The sequence below is a fragment of the Maricaulis sp. genome (genome assembly GCF_039978735.1).
Lineage (GTDB): Bacteria > Pseudomonadota > Alphaproteobacteria > Caulobacterales > Maricaulaceae > Maricaulis.
Genome location: NZ_JBDWAS010000012.1, coordinates 1 through 20,648 on the forward strand (window position 1 = coordinate 1; position 20,648 = coordinate 20,648).

At 64.2% G+C, this 20,648-nt stretch carries 16 protein-coding genes and 1 pseudogene; 8 read left to right on the plus strand and 9 right to left on the minus strand.

Annotation, left to right across the window (positions count from 1 at the left end; all coding sequences use genetic code 11):
• Positions 1-137, plus strand: a pseudogene (locus ABJO18_RS03435) (IS5/IS1182 family transposase); the annotation flags it as partial.
• 80 nt (positions 138-217) lie between these two features.
• Here ABJO18_RS03435 and ABJO18_RS03440 read toward each other — a convergent pair.
• The 4 genes from ABJO18_RS03440 to ABJO18_RS03455 all read right to left on the minus strand — a co-directional run bounded on the left by ABJO18_RS03440 (position 218) and on the right by ABJO18_RS03455 (position 3,589).
• Positions 218-529 carry a hypothetical protein gene (locus ABJO18_RS03440; RefSeq protein WP_348509250.1) on the minus strand — a complete coding sequence of 104 codons (312 nt, stop codon included), beginning with the start codon at positions 527-529 and terminating at the stop codon, positions 218-220.
• Positions 530-659: 130 nt separating this feature from the next.
• Entirely contained in the window at positions 660-1,790 is a 1,131-nt protein-coding gene (locus ABJO18_RS03445) for an SO2930 family diheme c-type cytochrome (RefSeq protein ID WP_348509251.1), read from the minus strand.
• A gap of 7 nt (positions 1,791-1,797) precedes the next feature.
• Positions 1,798-3,036, minus strand: coding sequence for a parallel beta-helix domain-containing protein (locus ABJO18_RS03450; protein ID WP_348509252.1), 1,239 nt, complete (start codon positions 3,034-3,036; stop codon positions 1,798-1,800).
• Between the two features lie 88 nt (positions 3,037-3,124).
• Entirely contained in the window at positions 3,125-3,589 is a 465-nt protein-coding gene (locus tag ABJO18_RS03455; protein ID WP_348509253.1) for a helix-turn-helix domain-containing protein, read from the minus strand.
• 338 nt (positions 3,590-3,927) lie between these two features.
• Here ABJO18_RS03455 and ABJO18_RS03460 point away from each other — a divergent pair, with 338 nt between their 5' ends.
• From ABJO18_RS03460 to ABJO18_RS03475, 4 genes are all read left to right on the plus strand, one after another.
• Entirely contained in the window at positions 3,928-4,803 is an 876-nt protein-coding gene (locus tag ABJO18_RS03460) for a bile acid:sodium symporter family protein (RefSeq protein ID WP_348509254.1), read from the plus strand.
• A 24-nt stretch (positions 4,804-4,827) separates the two neighbouring features.
• Entirely contained in the window at positions 4,828-6,600 is a 1,773-nt protein-coding gene (locus tag ABJO18_RS03465) for an amidohydrolase family protein (protein ID WP_348509255.1), read from the plus strand.
• Between the two features lie 99 nt (positions 6,601-6,699).
• Entirely contained in the window at positions 6,700-8,424 is a 1,725-nt protein-coding gene (locus tag ABJO18_RS03470) for a serine hydrolase domain-containing protein (RefSeq protein WP_348509256.1), read from the plus strand.
• 89 nt (positions 8,425-8,513) lie between these two features.
• The gene (locus tag ABJO18_RS03475) at positions 8,514-9,587 is read left to right on the plus strand and encodes a hemolysin family protein (protein ID WP_348509257.1); all 1,074 of its coding nucleotides are present in this window, start codon (positions 8,514-8,516) and stop codon (positions 9,585-9,587) included.
• Here the strand turns inward: ABJO18_RS03475 and ABJO18_RS03480 are convergent.
• The 5 genes from ABJO18_RS03480 to ABJO18_RS03500 form a co-directional block, all read right to left on the minus strand.
• Positions 9,584-10,363, minus strand: a complete 780-nt coding sequence (locus ABJO18_RS03480) for an isocitrate lyase/phosphoenolpyruvate mutase family protein (RefSeq protein ID WP_348515731.1) — start codon at positions 10,361-10,363, stop codon at positions 9,584-9,586. The genes ABJO18_RS03475 and ABJO18_RS03480 overlap by 4 nt on opposite strands.
• A gap of 91 nt (positions 10,364-10,454) precedes the next feature.
• Positions 10,455-11,213, minus strand: coding sequence for an SDR family oxidoreductase (locus ABJO18_RS03485; RefSeq protein WP_348506840.1), 759 nt, complete (start codon positions 11,211-11,213; stop codon positions 10,455-10,457).
• Between the two features lie 232 nt (positions 11,214-11,445).
• Positions 11,446-12,867 (minus strand): coniferyl aldehyde dehydrogenase, encoded by a 1,422-nt coding sequence (locus ABJO18_RS03490; RefSeq protein ID WP_348515732.1) that lies wholly within the window; start codon positions 12,865-12,867, stop codon positions 11,446-11,448.
• Positions 12,868-12,899: 32 nt separating this feature from the next.
• Positions 12,900-14,504 carry a choline dehydrogenase gene (locus tag ABJO18_RS03495; protein WP_348507978.1) on the minus strand — a complete coding sequence of 535 codons (1,605 nt, stop codon included), beginning with the start codon at positions 14,502-14,504 and terminating at the stop codon, positions 12,900-12,902.
• Positions 14,497-15,636: a serine hydrolase gene (locus tag ABJO18_RS03500; RefSeq protein ID WP_348507977.1), complete on the minus strand. Its 1,140-nt coding sequence runs from the start codon at positions 15,634-15,636 to the stop codon at positions 14,497-14,499. The genes ABJO18_RS03495 and ABJO18_RS03500 overlap by 8 nt, the downstream gene beginning before the upstream one ends.
• A 402-nt stretch (positions 15,637-16,038) precedes the next feature.
• Here ABJO18_RS03500 and ABJO18_RS03505 point away from each other — a divergent pair, with 402 nt between their 5' ends.
• The 3 genes from ABJO18_RS03505 to ABJO18_RS03515 all read left to right on the plus strand — a co-directional run bounded on the left by ABJO18_RS03505 (position 16,039) and on the right by ABJO18_RS03515 (position 20,201).
• Positions 16,039-18,759 (plus strand): TonB-dependent receptor, encoded by a 2,721-nt coding sequence (locus ABJO18_RS03505; protein ID WP_348507976.1) that lies wholly within the window; start codon positions 16,039-16,041, stop codon positions 18,757-18,759.
• A gap of 80 nt (positions 18,760-18,839) precedes the next feature.
• A complete protein-coding gene (locus ABJO18_RS03510; protein WP_348507975.1) occupies positions 18,840-19,256 on the plus strand; it encodes a hypothetical protein in 417 nt (138 codons plus the stop codon).
• Positions 19,257-19,259: 3 nt separating this feature from the next.
• A complete protein-coding gene (locus tag ABJO18_RS03515) occupies positions 19,260-20,201 on the plus strand; it encodes a sterol desaturase family protein (protein ID WP_348507974.1) in 942 nt (313 codons plus the stop codon).
• The last annotated feature ends 447 nt before the right edge of the window (positions 20,202-20,648 follow it).

Consider the following 20,648-nt stretch of genomic DNA (forward strand, 5'->3'; position numbering starts at 1 on the left):
TCGAACGTTTCTTCTGCAAACTCAAGCAGTTCAGGCGGATCGCAACGCGCTTCGACAAGCATGCCGCCAACTTCCTCGCCGCAATCGCTCTCGCTTCAGCAAGGATCTGGATGCGCGCAATTGAGTCCGCGGCCTAGGCGCGCTGTCGCGATCGGGACTTGAACAAAAAGGGGCGCCCGGCAGGAGCGCCCCTTCTTCTTTCCGGTGTCCCGCAAGCCTATTCGCGTGCGACGATGGTGTACGTCACCGTTTCGCCGGTTGCGGCATTCTCGCCTTCCCAGCTGGCGCCGAGTTCGAGATTTTCCTGGATCGGTGCACAGCCGTGTTCGCCGGTCGAGCGCTCGACGCAGACTTCATTGCCGCGGATTTCCCAGGTGCCTTCGATCCCGATATTCGTGGTGTAGGTCCCGTCAGCATTGAAATGGGTGACGTAGCTGCCCTGGGCGGTCGACACCTGAAGCGCGTTCTCGACCAGCATCTCGGCCGGTGCGGCTTGCAGGGCGAGGGCGGCAAGGGTTGTCAGAAGCATGGATGATCTCCCCGTTGACGGCGCGTCTGGCTGGATTGTCCGATTGTCGTGACGCGCCAGCCGCGACGTTAACCCTGCGGCTCGCCTCTCTCAATATGCCGGTTCGCGAAATTCGCGTGACAGGGGAAGTCTAGCCGCGCGCCTGGCAATCCGCGTCCAGCTCTGAAATCCATTGTCGGATCAGGGCAATGCCTTCCTCATGCCGGATTGCGCGCCCCAGTTCGGGCATCATCGCGCCGGGATCGTTCGTCTCCAATCGATAGAGGAGTATGGATTCCTCCGGCTCGCCCGGCATGATCCCGAAGCGCCGCCCGCCCGTGCCGCCACCCGCCGCGATCGGCAGTTTGCACAGGCCCAGATTGGGGCCGGTGGGGGCGTCGTGCTGCAGGTGCAGGCCCGACGTGTCGGCCGGACCGGACGGGTTGTGGCAATGCGCGCAATTGATGTCGAGATAGTCGCGCGCGCGGGTATCCAGCGGCTGCGCGGTGTCGAGATAGTTCGCTGCGCGCGGTGTCGCCTCCGCGCCCGGCCAGTCGCCCAGATAACCGGCCGCGTGGAGGCGTTCCAGCTGGTTCTGTGTACCGCCGGCATAGGCATAGTCGCGATTGATATGTCGCGGGGCGGGGCCGATCGGCTGGATCTGCCGCGTCGTATTGTTCACCGCGTGGCAGCCGGCGCACTGATTGGCGTTCGGCACGGCATAGGCAAAGTCCTGTTCGCGGCCGTCGGCATCGGTGGCGGTCAGGCGGATGATCTCACCCGCCCGGCGCAACTCGGCATCGGTCTGATCGGCATTCCACACATAGGGCAGGGCAAGCCAGCCGCTTTCGCGATGGACCAGGATACGCGTCTCCACCAGGCGTATCCCGGCAAGATCGAGACCGTCCGGCCGCCATCCGGGCGCGGTCTGCAGCGTGCTGCGAACCTCGTCCGGCGTACCGGCCCGCGGATAGTAGAAGGTCTTGGTGATGACGGTGCCGACCGGAAAGTCCAGCACGTCATTCTCGCGATAGGTCGCGCTGATGCCTTCGGGCATCCACACCGTGCGCTGCTTGTGGGCATAGTCGGAGAATAGCGGCGTGTTGAGATCGTAGGGCACGACCCCGTCACTCAGGACGAGCGATCGCCCGTCCGACGCCATCATGCCCCATTCGCTCAAGAGGGCCGGATTCCCGGTCTCGATGAATTGCGGCGTGGCGGCCTCCCGTCCGCCGCAGGCGGCGGTCAGGAGGGCCAGGGCCAGTACACTGAAACGCAGCATGGAGCGCCTATTCGGCCAGCGCCAGTTCGACCGCCGGCAGGGGCGGCAGGGAACAGCGGTGATCATCGGTCACGACAGCCGGATTCTCATACCCGTTCGGCCCGTCTGCATTGACGATCTCGGACTCGCCGTTGTCCAGGCAAATACGACGGTCGTCGGGCATCGCGCCATCGACCATCTTGTCTGCGTTGTAATACCCGTCCCACAGGACGTCCGGCAGGCGTCCCAGCGGTCCGGCAACAAGGATTTTCAGGCCCTGCAGGTCCAGCCCGTCGGGATTGTCGCCGCCGCCGGAGAAGGTGTTGCCGTGAATGTGGATGCCTTCGGGATAGGGGTCGAAGTCCTGCTGGACGGCATAATCCGAATACCCCGTCGAATGCAGCGACGACACGATGATGTTGGCTGTGCGGTTATCGGCGATCGTGTTGTTGAAGATCTCCACCTCGTCATTGGAATTGATGACGATGCCGGAGCCCGCCGGGATCGAGGCGACCGGCGTGCCTTCATGGCCGAAATTACCGGTATTGTTGGCGAAGACGTGATTGTCGTAGACGCGCGTGCGATAGCCCGGCTGCGGCAGGTTGGGCATGTTGAAGACGAGGATGCCGCCCGTGTTTTCCGTGGCGACATTGTCATAGACGTCGGCGCCGATCGTGTTCTCGATCTCGATACCGGCGACATTCCGCTCGGCGCGATTGCGGCGCACCACGACATTGCGCGACTGGCCGACATAGATGCCCGCATCGGCCGCACCGATGGCGATGGAATCCTCGACCAGCACATTCGTGGTCTGCACCGGGTAGATGCCATAGGCGCCATTGCGCGTGTCCGGACCATTGGTCCATTCCACCCGCAGGCCGCGGATGACGATGTTCTCGCCCTCATTCACCTTCAGCCCGTCGCCCACCGTGTCCTCGATGGCGAGGTTCTCGATGGTGAAGTCGCTGGCCGTCACGAGGAGGCCCTCGGCGCCCTGGGACTGGTTCTGGAAGGACAGGATGGTGCGGTCGGCGCCCTGACCGCGGATGGTGACCCCGTCGACTGTCAGGCTGAGCGACCGGTCGAAGGCGAACACGCCTTCGGGAATCTCGATCACATCGCCGGGCTGGGCATCGATCAGCTGTTCGATGAGCTGGTTCTGGTAATCGCGGTCAGCGGTCGTGATATCGCGTTCCGGCTGGCCGCCACAGGCGGCAAGCGTCAGCGCGGCCGTGCCGGCGATCGCGGCAAAGACGAGTCGATTCATGTCGTGTGTCCCCTCCCTGACATGATGGCAGTTTTGCCGTCAGACTAGGAGTGAACAATGTTCATGTCGATTCAAAACCGGAGGGGGATTATCCCGCTTCGCGCATCTTGCCGGACTTGTCGCGGGTAGCGACATCGCGATGGGTGACTTCCTCGCCGCGATGATTGGCCACCTGGATCGGTGCCAGCGGGTCGCCGGTGCGGGCGTCATACATTTCGACGGGCGCATCCGTTTCGCCGTAGATCCACTTGTCGCCCCACTGCTGCATCGCCATCAGGATCGGGAAAAGGGCCTCGCCGCGTTCGGTCAGTACGTATTCCTGACGCTGTCCGCGCACGCCGACTTCCTCGCGCACCATGATGCCGTTCTCGACCAGCTTGTTCAGCCGGTCGGTGAGGATGTTCTTGGCGATGCCGGTGCTTTCATGGAAATCGCTGAAGCGGCGCGCACCCTTCATCGCGTCGCGGACGATGAGAAGTGTCCACCAGTCGCCCACCTGATTCAGGGTTTGCGCAATCGCGCACGACATTTCGTCGAAACGTTTCCGGCCCATTTCCGGTCCCCCAAAACTCCGGACCGCTGCCCAAAGCGGTCCTCCCAAAAACGCAAAAATCGGAATGATGACTCTCGTTCCGGAGCCTCATTCCCGCCCGAAAACACGGCCGCCGGTTGCGTTCCCGGCTGGATTCGCGCCGTGTTTGGCGTCGGAGAATACAGATTTGGTGGAGTTTTGCGACCCTTTGCAGGCCAATGACAATTGGTCGCAACTGGCCTAGGCTGGCAATGTAAACGCCATTCAAAATTTAAGGCATTGTTTTTACGGAAGTAATCGTGACCGACGCTGAAATAGATTCTTTTCGAGTCATAGTTGATGACCAAACGCGGCTGGCGATGGCCTTCATCCTCATGGGGATGATGTTCACCGTCGCACTGGCGTTGAACATCGAGGATTTCCGGGCCGTCCGGCAGCAGCCTGTGCGCGTGATCGGCGGGGTCATCGCCCAGATCCTCGGACTGCCGCTGCTCACGCTCGGCCTCGTGCTGATTCTGGCGCCGCCGGCCAGTGTCGCGCTGGGCATGTTCGTCGTGGCGTCCTGCCCGGGCGGCAATGTCTCCAATCTGCTGACCCATTTTGCGCGGGGGAACACCGCCTATTCGGTCTCGCTGACGACCATTTCCAGCATTTCGGCCGCGCTGGCGACGCCGGTCTCGATCCTGTTCTGGTCGTCGGTCTACGGGCCCACCGCACAATTGGTGCAGCAGCTCGAGATCTCGCCCATGCCCTTCGTGACCCAGACCGTGACGCTGCTGGCCGTGCCGCTGGCGGCCGGCATGCTGGTCGCGGCGCGCTGGCCGCGGACTGCTGCGCGCATCCGCGCTGTCCTGATGCCGGCGTCGCTGGCCGGGATCGGCGTTCTGATCGTCGTCGGCGTGGTGCAGAACTGGACGATCATTCTCGCCATCGGAGCGATCATCATTCCCATCGCCGTGATCCACAACGCGTCGGCCTTCGGTCTCGGTGCGCTGAGCGGCCGTGTGCTGCGTCTGGACGCGCCCAGCCGGCGCTCCCTGACCTTCGAGGTCGGCATCCAGAATTCCGGTCTCGGCCTGATCATCCTGCTCAGCCAGTTCGACGGGCTGGGTGGCGCGGCGGCGATCACCGGCATGTGGAGCATCTGGCACCTCGTAGCGGGTAGCGGGCTGATCGGCTTGTACCGCGGCCTCGATTGGCTGAAACTCGCGCGAGAGACGAAAACGGCCCCGTAAGAGGGCGAAACCGGGAGGTCTGACATGTATGATCTGAAGATCACGGGCGGCACGATTCATGATGGTTCGGGCGGCGAGGGGCGTGTTGCCGAGATCGCCGTCAAGGACGGGCGCATCGCCGCCATCGGCACCGATCTGGGCGAGGCGAAGCGGACGCTGGATGCCAGCGGCCGGATCGTCACGCCGGGCTTTATCGACATCCACACCCATTATGACGGCCAGGCCAGCTGGGACGAGGAATTGCGTCCTTCTATCGATCATGGCGTGACGACGGCGGTGATGGGCAATTGCGGGGTCGGCTTCGCTCCGGTGCGCGAAGCCGATCACGACAAGCTGATCAAGCTGATGGAAGGTGTCGAGGATATTCCCGGTACGGCGCTCTACGAGGGGCTGACCTGGGATTGGGAAAGCTTCCCGGAATACATGGACGCGCTGGCGAAAATGCCGCGCACCATCGATATCGCCGCCATGGTGCCGCACGATCCGCTGCGGGTCTATGTCATGGGTGACCGGGCGGTGTTCTCCGAACCGGCCAATGACGACGACATCGCCACCATGCGCCGGCTCACCCGCGAGGCGCTGGAAGCCGGTGCGATCGGTTTCGCCACGGGGCGGTCGGATGTGCACAAGACCGCCGACGGCGACTGGACGCCGTCCTCGGAGTCCACGCGCGACGAGCTCACCGGCATTGCCCGCGCCTTCAAAGGGCTGGATTTCGGTGTGGTGCAGGCCGTGTCCGATTTCAATCTCGAACGCGGTGAGCAGGATTTCGACGAGGAATGGAACATCATCGCCGACTATGCCAAGGCATCGGGCCGGCCCTTTTCCTTCTCTCTCATGCAGCGCGATTTCGCGCCGGATCAGTGGAAGAAGCTGATTGCGCTGACCGAGAAGCTGAAGGCGGACGGTGTCGATGCCCGCATGCAAGTGGCGCCGCGTGCGATCGGTGTTTTCCTCGGCTTCAATTGCACCTTCCATCCCTTCATGGGCTATCCCAGCTACAAGACCATCGCGCACCTGCCGCTGGACCAGCGCGTCGCGAAGATGAAGGAACCGGCTTTCAAGGCGCAGATCCTGTCGGAGAAGACCGACAAGCTGTCAGGGCCGGGCTCCTCCGTGCCGCCGCTCGCCGATCTCCTGATGGAGCATATCGAGATGGTGGCCGAGAAATTCTTCCAGCTCGGCGATCCGCCGGACTACGAGCAACCGCCGGAGCGCTCGCTCGCCGCGCGGGCCCGCGAGAAGGGCGTGCCGCTGATGGAGATGGTCTATGACACGCTGCTCGAGCGCGACGGTCAGGAACTGATCTACCTGCCGCTCTACAATTACACCGAGCTCAACTACGACAATGTGCTGGAGATGATGGAGCATCCCCAGGCGCTCTACGGCCTGTCCGATGGCGGCGCCCATGTCGGCACGGTGTGCGATGCGTCCATGCCGACCTACATGCTCACCCACTGGACGCGCGACCGCAAACGCGGACGGCGCCTCACCCTGGAAAAGGTCGTACGCATGCTGACCGGTGCCCAGGCCGACTATCTGGGCATGACAGATCGCGGCTATCTGCGCGCGGGACTGAAGGCCGATATCAATATTATCGACCTCGACAATCTCCAGTCCGAACCGCCGCATATGGAGAAGGACCTGCCCGCCGGCGGCCAGCGCCTGCTGCAGGGTGCGCGCGGCTATGACGCGACGATCGTGTCCGGTGAGATCGTCATGGAGAAGGGGCAGCTGACCGGCGCACGTCCCGGCACGCTCTACCGTGCAGGTCGAACCGCCATCGCGGCAGAATAGGATCGATCCCCCCGGATGTGAGCGAAATGTAATCCGCTCGTTTGCATCCGGGGGGGCTTCCTTCCGCATCGTGGTCGCGATGACAGAGGGAGGGACCTTATGATCACCGATATTGCAGGCGTGCTGCTGGGGACAGCGCTCGCAGCCGCGACGCCACTTGACGATTTTCTCGATGCCATGGCCCAGGGCGGCCAGTTTGAAGGCGTGGTCCGGGTCGAGACCGCCAGCGCGCCGGTTTTCGAACGGGCCTTCGGCTATGCCGATGTAGAGGAAAGCCGGGCGAACACGCCGGACACCCGGTTTCATATCGCCTCGATCACCAAGACATTCACCGCGACATTGGTCCTGCATGCGGCTGAAACCGGCGATTTGTCGCTCGACGATCCGCTTGTGCACTGGGTGCCCGAGCTCGACGCCGCGGCCTATGGCGAGGTGACGCTGCGCAACCTGCTCGAACACACGGGCGGGCTGATGCGTGATCATACCGAGGCACTCGGGGCTGGCGAGGACGGTCCGGACGCCATGGTTCGGGCGCTCAACGCGGTGGGGCCGCAATCCGGGCCGGGCGCGCGCTACACCTATTCCAATACCGGCTACGCCCTGCTCGCACTGGTTCTCGAACGGGCCACCGGCCAGACCTATTCCGCGCTTCTGGAAAACTGGATCGTGGTTCCGGCCGGTCTTGAGGCAACGACCTATGGCGTGCCCGAAAACCCCGCACTGATCGCGACAGGGGTCGACATGCCGGACCTTGTGACGCGCGTTCCGGTCGACGTGACGGATTTCCGCGGCGGCCTGCCCGGCGCCAGCGGTATCTTCACGACGGCCCATGACCTCGTACGCTTCGGGCGGGCGCTGGAAGCCGGTGACCTGATCGCGCCGGCCAGCCTGGACATCATGCTCGCCGGGATCCCGGCGGAAGGGTCGGATGGCGATGATGCCATGGGCTGGATGCGGGTCGGTCTGGGCGAGGACGCCATGGCCTGGGTCGCATCGGGCGCTTCGGATGGCTATCTCTCCGTGCTGATGATCGACAATCGCCCGGACGATCTGGTCGCTGCAGCCGTGCAGAACAATTCCCGCGCCGGCCGTTCCGGCTCGCTCGCCCTCCTGCGCGGGCTGATCTATACGCGCATGCTCGACCGTCCCGGCGATGCGGCCGTGCCGCCGTCGCCATTGGCCGACGCGCTCGCGGTTCTCGAGGCCGACGGTGTCGAGGCGGCCAGCGCCTATCTCGACACGCTGGACTGGAGCGATATGCCGGTCGCAAGTGCCGCAGCTTCCCAGGCCGTGGGCACGCCCGATGGCGGGGTCGGTGAAACCGCCTACGCCTGGGCACCGGCGACAGCCGATGCCGGTGAGGAATGGCTCGAACTGGGCTTCGAGACTCCGGCCGATGCACGTTATCTGGACATCCACTTCACCCAGATCCCCGATGCGCTGCGTCAGGTCCGGATTGAGCCCGGCGATATCGTCCTCGGTACCGGCGATGCGCAGCGGACAACCTCGGAGGACGGCGCGCCGGTCGTGCGTTTTGCGCTTCCGGACGGTGTCCGTCCGGCCTCGGTGCGGATTGAGCTGGAGACGGCTCAGACACCCGGCTGGCCGCAGATCGATGCGGCTGGTCTGGTTGATGGTGATGGCAACACGCACTGGGCGGTCTGGGCGGAAGCCAGCACCAGCGCCTTCATGAGCGGCGCTGTGTCCATGCACGACCTGCCGACACCGGACATTCTGGCCAAACTGGCCCGGCGCCTGGACGAGAATGGCGAGGCCGTACGGGCGCGCGATGTCCGCACCCTGCGCGAGATGCGGATGCGATAGGCGGCCCTTGCGGTAAGGCTCGGCATGGATCGCGAAACAGGCTAGACCGGTCGCGTATCCATGCTGCAGCTGCCCATGACGGCCCATAAATGACGCTTCTCCTGGCCTATCTGGCCCTCGCGCTTGTCGTGTCCTTCCTGTGTTCGATCTCGGAAGCCGTTCTGCTGTCGGTCCGGCCGGCGCATGTCGAGGCGCTGCGCCGCAAGAAACATCCCGCCAGCGAGGCCCTGCAGACCCTGCAGGCCAATCTCGACCGGCCGCTGGCCGCCATTCTCACGCTGAACACTGTTGCCCACACGGTCGGCGCCGCCGGCGTCGGTGCCCAGGCGATCGTGGTGTTCGGCAATGAATTCGTCGGCCTGACCTCGGCGATCCTGACCCTGTTGATCCTGGTCCTGTCTGAAATCATCCCCAAGACGCTCGGTGCCGTGCACTGGCAGTCCCTGGCGCCGACCGTGGGCCGGATGGTGCTCTGGCTGACCCGGCTGATGACACCCTTTGTCTGGTTCTCCGAGAAGCTGACCGGCGTGATCGCGCGATCCGGCGAAAGCGCTTTCACCTTCTCGCGCGACGAGATGCGGGCGATGGCCGAGATCGGCGCCCGCGAAGGCGTGCTCGACGACAAGGAATTGGCGGTCGTCTCCAACCTGATGCGCCTGCACCGGCTGAAGGTGGAGGACATCATGACGCCGGCCTCCGTCATGGTCTCGGTCAATGGAGACGAGACGGTGCGCGCCTTCTTCGATGCCCACGCCCAGACGCCGTTCTCGCGCCTGCCGGTCTTCGACAGCACTGCGCATCATGTCAGCGGCTATGTTCTCAAGTCCGATCTGCTCCTCGCCCAGGCGCGCGATGAGTTCGATCGGACCATTGCCGAGTTCAGCCGCGAGGTCGTCACCCTGCGCGACGATATCAGCGCGTCCGCCGCTTTTGACCGGCTGACCCGGTCGAAAGGGCATCTGGCAATGGTGGTCGACGAGTTCGGCACGTTGCGAGGCCTGGTGACCATGGAAGATGTGGTCGAGACGCTGCTCGGCCTGGAAATCACCGACGAGGCCGACACGGTCGAGGACATGCAGATCCTCGCCCGCCAGCGCTGGCGCGACCGGATGACCGCCATGGGCCTCGACCCCGACTCCATGCCGGATGGTGGCCCCGGCTAGGCCGGGACCGGTGTTCCGATTGCTTCGGCTGCCGCGCTCTTGAGGGCATCCATCATCGCCAGATAGGGGAAGGGACCGTGACTGATACGGGCCACGCCCAGGGCCGCGAGGCGTTCGCGGTCCGGCATGCCGGGCATCATCATCGCATTCACGGGCAGAGGTGATGCGGCGCAGATCCGCTCGATCAGGTCCTCCCGGCCCAGCCCCGGCACGAAGAAACCGCTCGCCCCGGCCTCGGCATAGGCCGCAGCGCGGGTCCCGGCGTCACCGATCAGCGCCGCCTGGCGGTCCGCATCGCGTTCCTTCAGGAAGAGATCGGTCCGCGCATTGATGAAGAGCGGGATGCCGGCCTCGTCGGCCGCCTTGCGGATCGCCCGGATCCGGTCCGCCTGGACCTCGACGGGATGGATGCCGTCGCCGCCGACAATCTGGTCCTCGAAATTGACGCCCACCGCGCCGGTCTCGATCAGGCGGGACGTGTTGGCGGCCAGCGAGGCGGGCGCTTCGGCATAGCCGCCCTCGAAATCCACTGTCACCGGCAGTTCAGTTGTCTCGACGATGCGCCGGGCCGTGGCCAGCAGGGCCTCAAGCGGCAGGGCCTGGCCATCCTTGTAGCCCTGGGCCGCCGCGACGGACGCACTGCCCGTCGCCAGCGCCCTGGCGCCGGCCTTCGCCACAGCGGCCGCCGAGCCGGCATCCCAGATATTGTACAGCACCAGCGGCGCGCCCTTCACATGCAGTGCGGCAAAGCGGCGGGCGAGATCTCCCTGCGTCATGCGACAATCCTCCTCGAAATCGCAAATTCCGGGTGGACATGTAGGGAGCCGCAAGGCCCGCCGCTCGCGGAAACCGGACGTGAATGAGAGCCTACCTCACATAGCTCGCGCCGTTGATGTCGATGCAGCTGCCGGTGGCGCTGCGGCAGGCGCCGGAGGCGAGGAAGGCGCACATGGCGGCGATTTCCTCGGGCTGGGCGAGGTCGCCGATCGGGATTTCGGCCTTGGCGCGTTCGCGGTCGGCCGCGTGCTGCGGGCCCATGCGTGTATCGATCCAGCCGGGAGCGAGGGCATAGGCGTAGATGCCGTTGGCGCCCCATTGCCGGGCGATCGTCTTGGTGATGGCGAGAACGGCGCCCTTGGAGGCGGCATAGGCCATGTGATTGCGGTCTTCGCCGCGATAGCCCGCCCGGCTGGCGATATTGATGATGGATCCGCCGCCGCTGGCGGCCATCTCCGGAATGGCGGCGCGGCAGATATCGGCCATGGCCATCAGATTGACCTGCAGGATCAGCGCCCAGACCGCTTCCCAGTCGGCGTCGCTGGCGTCAAGCGGGCTGGCAGGGTGGATGCCGGCATTGTTGACGATGATGTCGAGCCGGCCCGAGGCGAGGTGCAGTGCGGCGTCGTAGAGGTCGCGTCCGCCGCCGGGGCGCGACAGGTCAGCCTGGACAGCACCGAGCGCGGCCGGTCCGATGTCCTGAACGGCCTTGTCGGCATCGGCCATATTGGCATTGCCGTGCAGCACGACTTCGGCGCCCTGGGCAGCAAACAGATGAGCAGCGGCGAGGCCGACCCCATGGCTGGAGCCGGTGATGAGCGCGCGTTTTCCGGTGAGGGGAAGTGACATGGGCGGGTGTCCTGATGCGTGTGATTCCCGGGCAATCTACACCGGCGAAGGGTTGGCTGTCCGGTATCGAAGTGCGCGCAGGATGCATGCTCAACCCCTTCTCCCTGGGGAGAAGGTGCCCGAAGGGCGGATGAGGGGGACAGCCCGGGGCCGGCGCTTCGATCACCAAAGGCGGTGTCTTCCCCCTCTCCCTCGATCCCTCTCCCGGGGGAGAGGGAGGCCGTGGCTTGCACTACTTCATCTGCCGTTTCGCCACGGTCTCGAACATCTTGCCGTAGGGCGGGGCGAGGAGGCGGGAGGGGTGCCATTTTCCGGTCGAGAAGACCGAGCGTTCATGGGTGAAGGTGAGGAAACCCGCCTCGCCATGATAGGCGCCCTGGCCCGAAGCGCCGACGCCGCCGAAGGGCAGGTCGGGCACTGACAGGTGCAGGAGGTTGATATTGACTGCTGCGCCGCCGGACATCGTCTCGTCCAGCACGCGCTGCGCCTGCGTCTTGTCGGTCGAATAGACATAGAGCGCCAGCGGGTGGTCGCGGTCGCCGACAAAATCGATCGCCGCATCGAGTTCGCTGTAGCCGACCATCGGCAGGACCGGTCCGAAGATTTCCTCGGTCATCACCGCGGCATCGGCCGGCGGGTTGAGCACCACGGTCGGCGGGATCTTGCGGGCGGCCTGTGCGGCCTGGGCGTCATGCTCGGGCTGCAGGATCTCGGCACCGCCCTGGCGGGCTTCCTCGATCATGGCGTTGAGGCGCTCATAATGCCGGTCGGAGACGATGGCCGTATAGGCATCATCGCTCGAAGCATCGGGGAACTGGTGCGCAGCGACATTGATGATCGCCTCGCCCAGGGCCCGTTCAGAGCCTTTCGGAGCCAGCACATAGTCGGGCGCCACACAGGTCTGGCCCGCATTGAACAGCTTGCCCCAGGCAATGGATTTGGCGGCCGCGTCCTGCGGGTAGTCCGGCGTGACGATGGCCGGCGACTTGCCGCCCAGTTCCAGCGTCACCGGCACCAGGTTCTCGGCTGCGGCCTTGGCGACCAGACGGCCGACCTGGGTCGAGCCCGTGTAGAAGAGATGGTCGAATTTCAGCTTGGTGAAAGCCTCGCCCACTGCCGGGCCGCCGGTGATCACGGCGACATGGTCTTCCTCGAAAGCATCGGCCAGCAGGCGCTTCATCAGCTCGGCCGTGGCGGGCGTGTATTCGGACGGCTTGATCATCGCCCGGCAGCCGGCTCCCAGAGCCGCGACCAGTGGCGCCATGGCCAGCTGGAAGGGATAATTCCAGGGCGAGACAATGCCGGCGACGCCCTTGGGCTCGCGGCGGATCTCCGCCTTGCCCGGCATCAGCGTCATCGGCACGCCGGCCTTGCGGGTCTTTGCCCATTTGGCGAGATGCTTCTTCGTGTGCTCGGCATCCTGGATGACAAAGGCGATCTCGGCGATCACGCTTTCCTCGCGCGCCCGGTTGCCGAAATCCTTCGAGATCGCCTCGGCGATCGCGTCGGCATTGGTGCGGCACAGGCCGGCGATCCGGTCGAGATCGGCCTTGCGCTTGTCCAGCGGCCGGTGCCGCTCGGTCCGGAAGGCCGCCTTCTGGGCTTCCAGGACCGCCTTCATGCGTTCGATCTGCTTGGCTTCGGCTTCGCTCATGTCAGCCTCCTTCGGCCGGTCGGTGAGTGTTGTCAGGCATTGTCTTCGGCGATCATCGCTGCAGCCCGGGTTGCGATCATGATGGTCGGTGCATTGGTATTGCCGCCAACGAGGCGGGGCATCACCGAGGCGTCCACCACCCGCAGACTATCGACGCCCTTCACGCGGCAGCGGCTGTCGGTGACGGCCAGCTCGCCCGATCCCATCGCGCAGGTCGATGTCGGATGGTAGAGCGTCTCGGCCCGCGCACGCACATCGTCCCGCAAATCCGCCATCGTGGCCACATGGGGACCCGGATAGCGTTCGGCCTTGCGATCATGGTCGAAGGCCGGCGCGTTGAGAATGTCGCGCACCTTGGCCAGCCCATCGGTCATCACATCGAGATCCCATTCCTCCTCCAGATAATTGGGCTGGATGGCCGGATGGTCGTGCGGATCGGTCGATTTCAGCGTGATCTCGCCGCGGCTCTTCGGATAGAGCTGGCAGACATGCAGGGTGATGCCGTGACCGCGTGTCTTCTCCATGCCGTGCGGATTGGAGATGGCCGGAATGAAGACCAGCTGCAGGTCCGGCAGGTCGCCGGCATAGGCCGACTTGATGAAGGCCCCGCCCTGGACCGGGTTCACCGTGAACGGTCCGTCGCCGCGCAGCGCCCAGCGCAGCACCATGTACATGTGCTGGGGCAGGGAGCGCAGGGAATTGCCGATCGAGGTCGCCGACTTCGTCCAGACCTGGGCGGTGACGTCGAGATGGTCCTGCAGATTCTTGCCGACGCCGGGCAGGTCGTGCTCGACCGAGACGCCCGCCTCGCGCAGCTCGTTGGCGGGGCCGATCCCCGAGAGCAGCAGGGTCTGGGGCGAATTGATCGCGCCGCCGGACAGGATCACTTCCTTGCGCGCCGTGATGACGGTGATTTCACCGTCCAGATCGACCTCCACGCCGGTGGCGCGGCCGTTTTCCAGCACGACCCGCCGCACCATCGCGCCGGTGCGCACCGAACAGTTCTCACGCTCCAGCGCCGGACGCAGGAAGGCGTCGGCGGCGGAACAGCGCTTACCGTTCTTCTGGGTGACCTGATAGGGGCCGAACCCTTCCTGGGCCGGGCCGTTGAAGTCGGCATTGCGCTTGTATTGCAGCTGGTCGGCAGCCTTGAGGAAATCCTCGGTCAGCGGGTTCAGCGGGGCAATGTCGGACACCCAGAGCGGGCCGCCCGTACCATGCAGCTCGCTTTCGCCGCGGGTCTGGTGCTGCACCTCCCTGAAGGCGGGCAGGGCGTTCTTCCAGCCCCAGCCCTCGGCGCCATAGACCTTTTCCCACTCGTCGTAATTCTCCTTCGCGCCGCGCATGTAGTGCATGGCGTTGATCGAGGAGGAGCCGCCCAGCGTCTTGCCGCGCGGCCAGAGCAGCTTGCGGTCGTTGAGGTGTTTTTGCGGCTCGGTCCAGTAGCCCCAGTTGAACTGCTCGCCGGTCACCGCGTATTGCAGCAGCATCGGCGTGCGGATGATCGGGCTGTTGTCGCTGCCGCCGGCCTCGAGCACGAGGACGCTGACACCGGGATCTCGCGACAGGCGTTCGGCGACCGTGCAGCCGGCCGAACCGGCGCCGCAGACGACATAGTCGAATTCCAGATCACTCATCGTCGGGCTCCCCGGTCTCGGATGCCGCGGCTTCTTCGGGAATGGCCGGTTCGGGAATGGCCGGTGTGTCCGGATCGTCGCCGTAGTGCGCGGCCAGGGCGCGCATCGCGGCGAGCGACTCGGCAGTGCGCCCGCCCCATTCCGTGTCGGCGGCGGTGCGGGCGATCACTATATTGCGGCGCTCATCGACCCAGACATACTGGCCATAGACGCCGGCCATGAAATATTCGCCGTCATAGCCCTCCGGTACCCAGAAATGCAGACCATAGCCGCGATGGGCGTAGACCGCGTCCGGACCGGGTTCCTGGAAATCGGCATTCGGACGGGTGGCCTGTTCCACCCAGCCTTCCGGCACGAGGCGCTCGTCGTTCCAGACGCCGTCCTGCAGGTAGAACTGGCCGAAGCGCGCATAGTCCTCGAGCGTCGCATTGAGGCAGCAATAACCGATCGCCATGCCGCGCTCACCGGGCACATTCTGGTTCCAATAGGCCTCGCCGGTCATGCCGATCGGGCCCCAGATCTCCGCCTCGACGATATCGGCGAGCGGGGCGTTCCAGACGCCGCGCGCGACGGCCGAGAGCACCTGGGTGTTGGCCGAGACATAGTGCAGGTCTTCCCCGGCCGGGCGGTCGCGCTCGACTTCGGCGACCATGGCATCGATATCGCGGCCGAAGATGTTGGCGCCGAAGAAGAGGCGGCGGATATCGGAATCCGGGGCGCCATAGTCTTCCTCGAAATCCACGCCGGCCGACATCATGAGAAGGTGGCGCAGCGTCGTCTGGCCATAGTCCGTGCCGCCATATTGCGGCGCGAACATCTCGGCGGTCTGGTCGAGACTGGCGATGCGGCCCTGGTGGATCGCCATGGCGATCAGCGTGGCGACATAGCTCTTGCCGACCGACCATGAGGTGTGACGGCTCTCCGGGGTCGAGCCCATGAGGTATTGCTCGTGCACCACGGCGCCATTGTGCAGCACCATCAGGCCGGTTGCGCGCGAGTCCGAAAGCCAGTCATCGACCGTCCGTTCGGTGCCGTTGAAGGTGTAGGCGACATTCACCTGGTCGGTTTCCCGCGGCAGCGGCGTCGCCGATTCGGACGGCTCTATCGTGCGATAGGGGAAAACTTCGTCCATGTGGCGAAACGTGTCCGGAAGACTTTCCGGCTGTGTCGCAGCCTGGATTTCAGCCGGTGAATATTCGGACCACGGGCGGAAGAACCAACCGGCGGCAGCGAGGGCGAGAACGCCAAGTATAGCGACCAACCCCATGATAAGTTTTTTCATTTTTCTCCCCAACGACAGCCTTATGAACGCTGTTCACTCGGCAGCCTAAGCACAGTTGGGCAGCTTGAAAAGAGGCCGCGGAAAGGCTGTGTTTGAAAAACACCGGTGAGGTTTGCGTGCATCAATTCCGACAAGAATTTTGTGCAAATCGGAGAAACCGGCTGACAGCCGCCATGAGCGGTGTTCATATAACAATTGTGAAACGCGGATCGGTTGGCACATACAAACCGCGTGAAGAGGGGAGTTAATTCCATGAAAAAGCTGAACAAGGCGGCCGTTCTGGGCACGACCGCCATCCTGTCGGGCCTGATCGGTGCGTCCGGCGCACTGGCACAGGTCGACGTCATCACCGTGACGGCACAAAAGCGCGAGCAGACACTGCAGGAAGCGCCCGTCTCGGTTGCGGCCGTCACCGGCGAGCAGATCGAGCAGTCGCAGATCCGCGACGCGGCCGACCTGCAGACCCTGGTTCCGTCCCTGCGCGTGGCCGAGTTTGCCACGTCCACCAACACCGAATTCAACCTGCGCGGCATCGGTACGTCGAGCTTCAACCCCGGTCTGGAACCGTCGGTCGGCGTCTTCATCGACGGCGTTTATCGCCCGCGCTCCGGCTCGGCCATCAACGACCTGATCTCGATCGAGCGTGTCGAGGTTATCCGCGGTCCGCAATCCACCCTGTTCGGCCGCAACACGCCGGCCGGCGTGGTGTCGATTATCACCCGGCAGCCGGAATACGAGTTCGGCTATGTCGGCGAAGCGACGATCGGCAATAACGGCATGCGCGTGCTGCGCGGCTCCGTGACCGGTCCGGTTAGCGACACGCTGGCCTTCCGTATTGATGGCTCGATCCATCAGAGCGACGGCTATATCGACGTGGTCGACGGTCGCGAAGCGAACAATCGCGATCGCCAGACCTGGCGTGGCCAGCTTCTGTGGAATCCCGGCGACAATACCGAAATCCGTATCATCGCGGATTACGGCAATATCGACGAGAATTGCTGCGCGGCTCCGTTCGCCTATTACGATCCGATCGACCAGGGCGCACTGGTCGGTCTGGGCGGCACAGCTGTTCCGGCAGACCCGGAAGGCGGCGACCGGATTGCCATTGACGGTGACCTGAACACCGACCTGGTGACCCAGGGCATCTCGATGGAGATCAATCATGATTTCGAGGCCTTCACGCTGACCTCGATCACGGCCTTCCGCAACTACGACGAAGACCAGCTGTTCGACGCCGATTTCTCGGATCTCGACCTGGTCAGCCTGCGTCATATCCAGAACGAGTATGACAGCTTCACTCAGGAGTTCCGGATCACCTCGACCGGTGACAACTTCATGGACTGGATGGCAGGCGCGTTCTACTACAATAACGAGCTGCGCTTCCGGAATTCGACGCCTTACGGAGCCGATGCGCGGAACTTCTTCGATGCGGCCTCGGCCGGTACGGTCCAGGACATCGCCGCCGCGCTGGGCTTCCCGGCGGGAACGGGGGCTGTGACGCTCCTGGAGACCCTGATTGCCGGCAACAATGCCCTGGGCGTCACGGGTGTGCCGACGGCGCCTGCGGAAGGCTATGTGTCGACCAGTCACGGTCTGATCCTGGAAGACTACCAGTATGACACGGAAGCCTGGTCGGCCTTCGGCCAGCTCGATTTCCACCTCACCGACCGGTTCACGCTGACCCTGGGCGGCCGCTATTCCGACGAAAGCAAGGAGATGGCGACCTTCATCGACCAGCCGGATCCGCTTTCGGCGATCGACTGGGCAGATCTCGGCGCCAGTCTGCGTATCCCGAATCCGGCGGCGTGCCCCACTTTCCCGAACGGCAATTCCTGCCCCTTCTTCCTGACGTCGGTGCTTGCCGGGCAGGCAGCGGCGGACCCGACGGTCTTCGCCCAGCTGGAGCCGATCGCCAATGCGTTGGGCACGTCCTTCACCGACCCGACGATCGTCTATAACAGCCTCGTGGCAGCGACGCTGGCCGGCATCGACCAGGTCAACTTCCTGAACGCCTTCTCGGCGTTGCAGAACTTCGAACCGGTGAGCGCGGCGAATTTCCCGACCTCGCGGACCGACACGAATTTCTCGGGCAATATCATCCTGTCCTATGACGTGTCCGACACGCTGAACGTCTATGGCAGCTATGCCACGGGCTTCAAGCCGGGCGGGTTCAACGTCTCGACCAATGCCGCCTTCACCGGCGTATTCGAGTTCGAGGAAGAGATCGCGCGGTCCTTCGAGGTCGGTGCCAAGGGCTCGCTGTTCGACAACCGCTTCGTCTATGCGATCGCCTATTTCAACCAGGAGATCGAGGACTTCCAGACGAACAACTTCGTCGGCAATGGCTTTGCGCTTGAAAACGCCGGCTCGATCGAAGTGTCGGGTATCGAATTCGAGGGCCAGTGGTCCCCGGTTGACAACCTGCTCTTCACGGGTGGTTTCACCTATCTGATCGACAGCAAGTACGGCGATTACGAGTTCGCGCCGTGCCCGGACACCTATGTTGACGGTTCCGGGGTGTGGGATGCCGGCGATCCGAACTTCGCCCTGTGCGAACCGGGCAATGAGCGGACCAACGACGCCGGCGTCACCGCGCTGTTCAACGACCTGACCGGCCGCGACCGCGGCAATTCGGAACTGGTCGGCTCGCTCACCGCGACGCTGACCACGCCGCTGGACAATGGCTGGGAAATCGACTGGCGCGGCGAGATGACCTACGTCTCGGAGTTCCAGCACACGACGTCGCAGGATCCGCGTCCCTTCGCGACCCAGGATGCGTTCACGCTGTACAACGCCTCGGTCACGATCGGGTCTGACAGCGACAGCTGGGCAGTCCAGTTCTGGGGCCGCAACATCTTCGACGAGGACTACACCAAGGGTGGCTTCCCGTCGGTGGGTTATCTGGGCGCCAGCTATAACGCCTATCCCGGTGATCCGCAGACCTATGGTGTGACGCTCCGCATCCGCGGCTAGTGAACATCGTTCAAAAATGACTTTGACGGCGGGCGAAGGCTGGTTAGCCTTCGCCCGTTATTTTTTGTCCGGGGCGCTTCATGCTGTTCATCGTCCTGATCGGATCCGTTCTGGCCATCACGGCCATGGTGGTGCTCAATGTCTGGCTCGGCCTGTCCGAGCCCGCCCGGCTGGCTTCCCTCGAGGAGGCTGCCGCGCGGCTCGATACCGATGCCGTGGGCTATGAGGCCGGCGAGGGTGGTTTACTGGCGCCGGACGGCCGCTTTGCACTCATCCCCGCACGGGACGGGCAGACGATTGGCCTGCTTGTCGCGCGCGGCAGCGATTTCGTGATCCGCTATCTCGGCACAGGCAGTGTGCGGTCGGCCGAGGCCGATGCGCAGGGCGACCTGCTGCTGCGGCTGAATGATTTCGGTTTTGCGCCGGCCCGTCTGAGTTTCGGTTCGGCCGAAACCGCACAGTCCTGGGCCGGCCGGCTCAATGCATTGAAGGGGTAAGACATGGAAGTCCCTGCCTTTGTCGAGACATTCGACCCGGTCTATGCCGGCGTGATCCTGTTTACCGTGCTTGTCGTGTCGGAAATGGTCTATGCCCGCATGACCGGCGGTGCCCGTTTCGAGGCGGCCGACAGCGCGGCAAGTCTCGCCATGGGGTTCGGCAATCTGGTGTCGAAACTCCTGTTCAGCGGCCTTCTGGCGGTGTGGTTCGTGTTCGTCTACGAGCACCGGCTCTTCGATATCGGTTTTGCCTGGTGGGCCTGGATACTGGCCTTTGTGCTGGACGATTTCGTCTATTACTGGTCCCACCGTTTTGCCCATACCGTACGCTGGTTCTGGGCCGACCATGTGGTTCACCACTCCTCCCAGCACTACAATCTGACAACCGCGCTGCGCCAGCCCTGGCTCAACCCGCTGACGCTGAAATTCCTCTGGCTGGGCTCGGCGCTCATCCTGCTGGGCTTCCATCCGGCGATGATCGCCTTCGTGGGCTCGCTCAACCTGATCTACCAGTTCTGGATCCACACCGAGGCAATCAGGAAATGCCCGGCCTGGTTCGAGGCGGTGATGAACACGCCCTCGCACCATCGGGTCCACCACGCCACCAACCCGATCTATCTCGACCGGAATTATGCCGGTGTCTTCATCGTCTGGGACAAGATGTTCGGCACGTTCCAGCCCGAGCTGGAGAATGAGAAGTGCCGCTACGGCATCGTGAAAAATCTGGGCACCTACAATCCGCTCAAGATCAGCCTGCATGAATGGTGGGGCATTATCGACGACATGCGCCACGCCCGCTCGCTGCGCGATGCCGCCCTGTATCTCCTTGCCCCGCCAGGCTGGTCGCCGGACGGTTCGCGCGCGACGTCGAAGCAATTGCTGGCGAAATGGCAGGCCCGCCAGGCCAGCCAGGCCGGCCAGCCGCCGGCCGAGGCTGCGGAGTAGGGGGGCGCAAACCTCAATCCCCACCCTAAACACACCCATTTTTCCCGGCTGCAAGCCCGGCGACGGCCGGGCGGAGTGCCGGGACCTGCGGGAAGCTCGTCGCTTGAAATGACGCACGGTCGGTCCCGGATCTGCAGCCTGCCTGCGCAGGCTGAAGCCTGCGCCCGCGAAAGCGGGTGTCCGGGAAAAATGGAGAGCCGAGGTCGCGATAGACACCGTCACCCTGACGAAAGTCAGGGCCCAGTTCGTAGGGTGCGGTGGTTGCGAACGCGCACTTATCCCGCACATCGCCACCGCTCTGATCGAGCCCGCCTCGCCCAAATCTGCCTTTACGAACTGGGTCCTGACTTTCGTCAGGATGACGGTGTGTGGGGGCGGTTTGGGAAACTTATCCCCGCCCGCTCAACTGCGCGTATGCTCGCAGACGGTTTCCGGGATGGGAGGCAT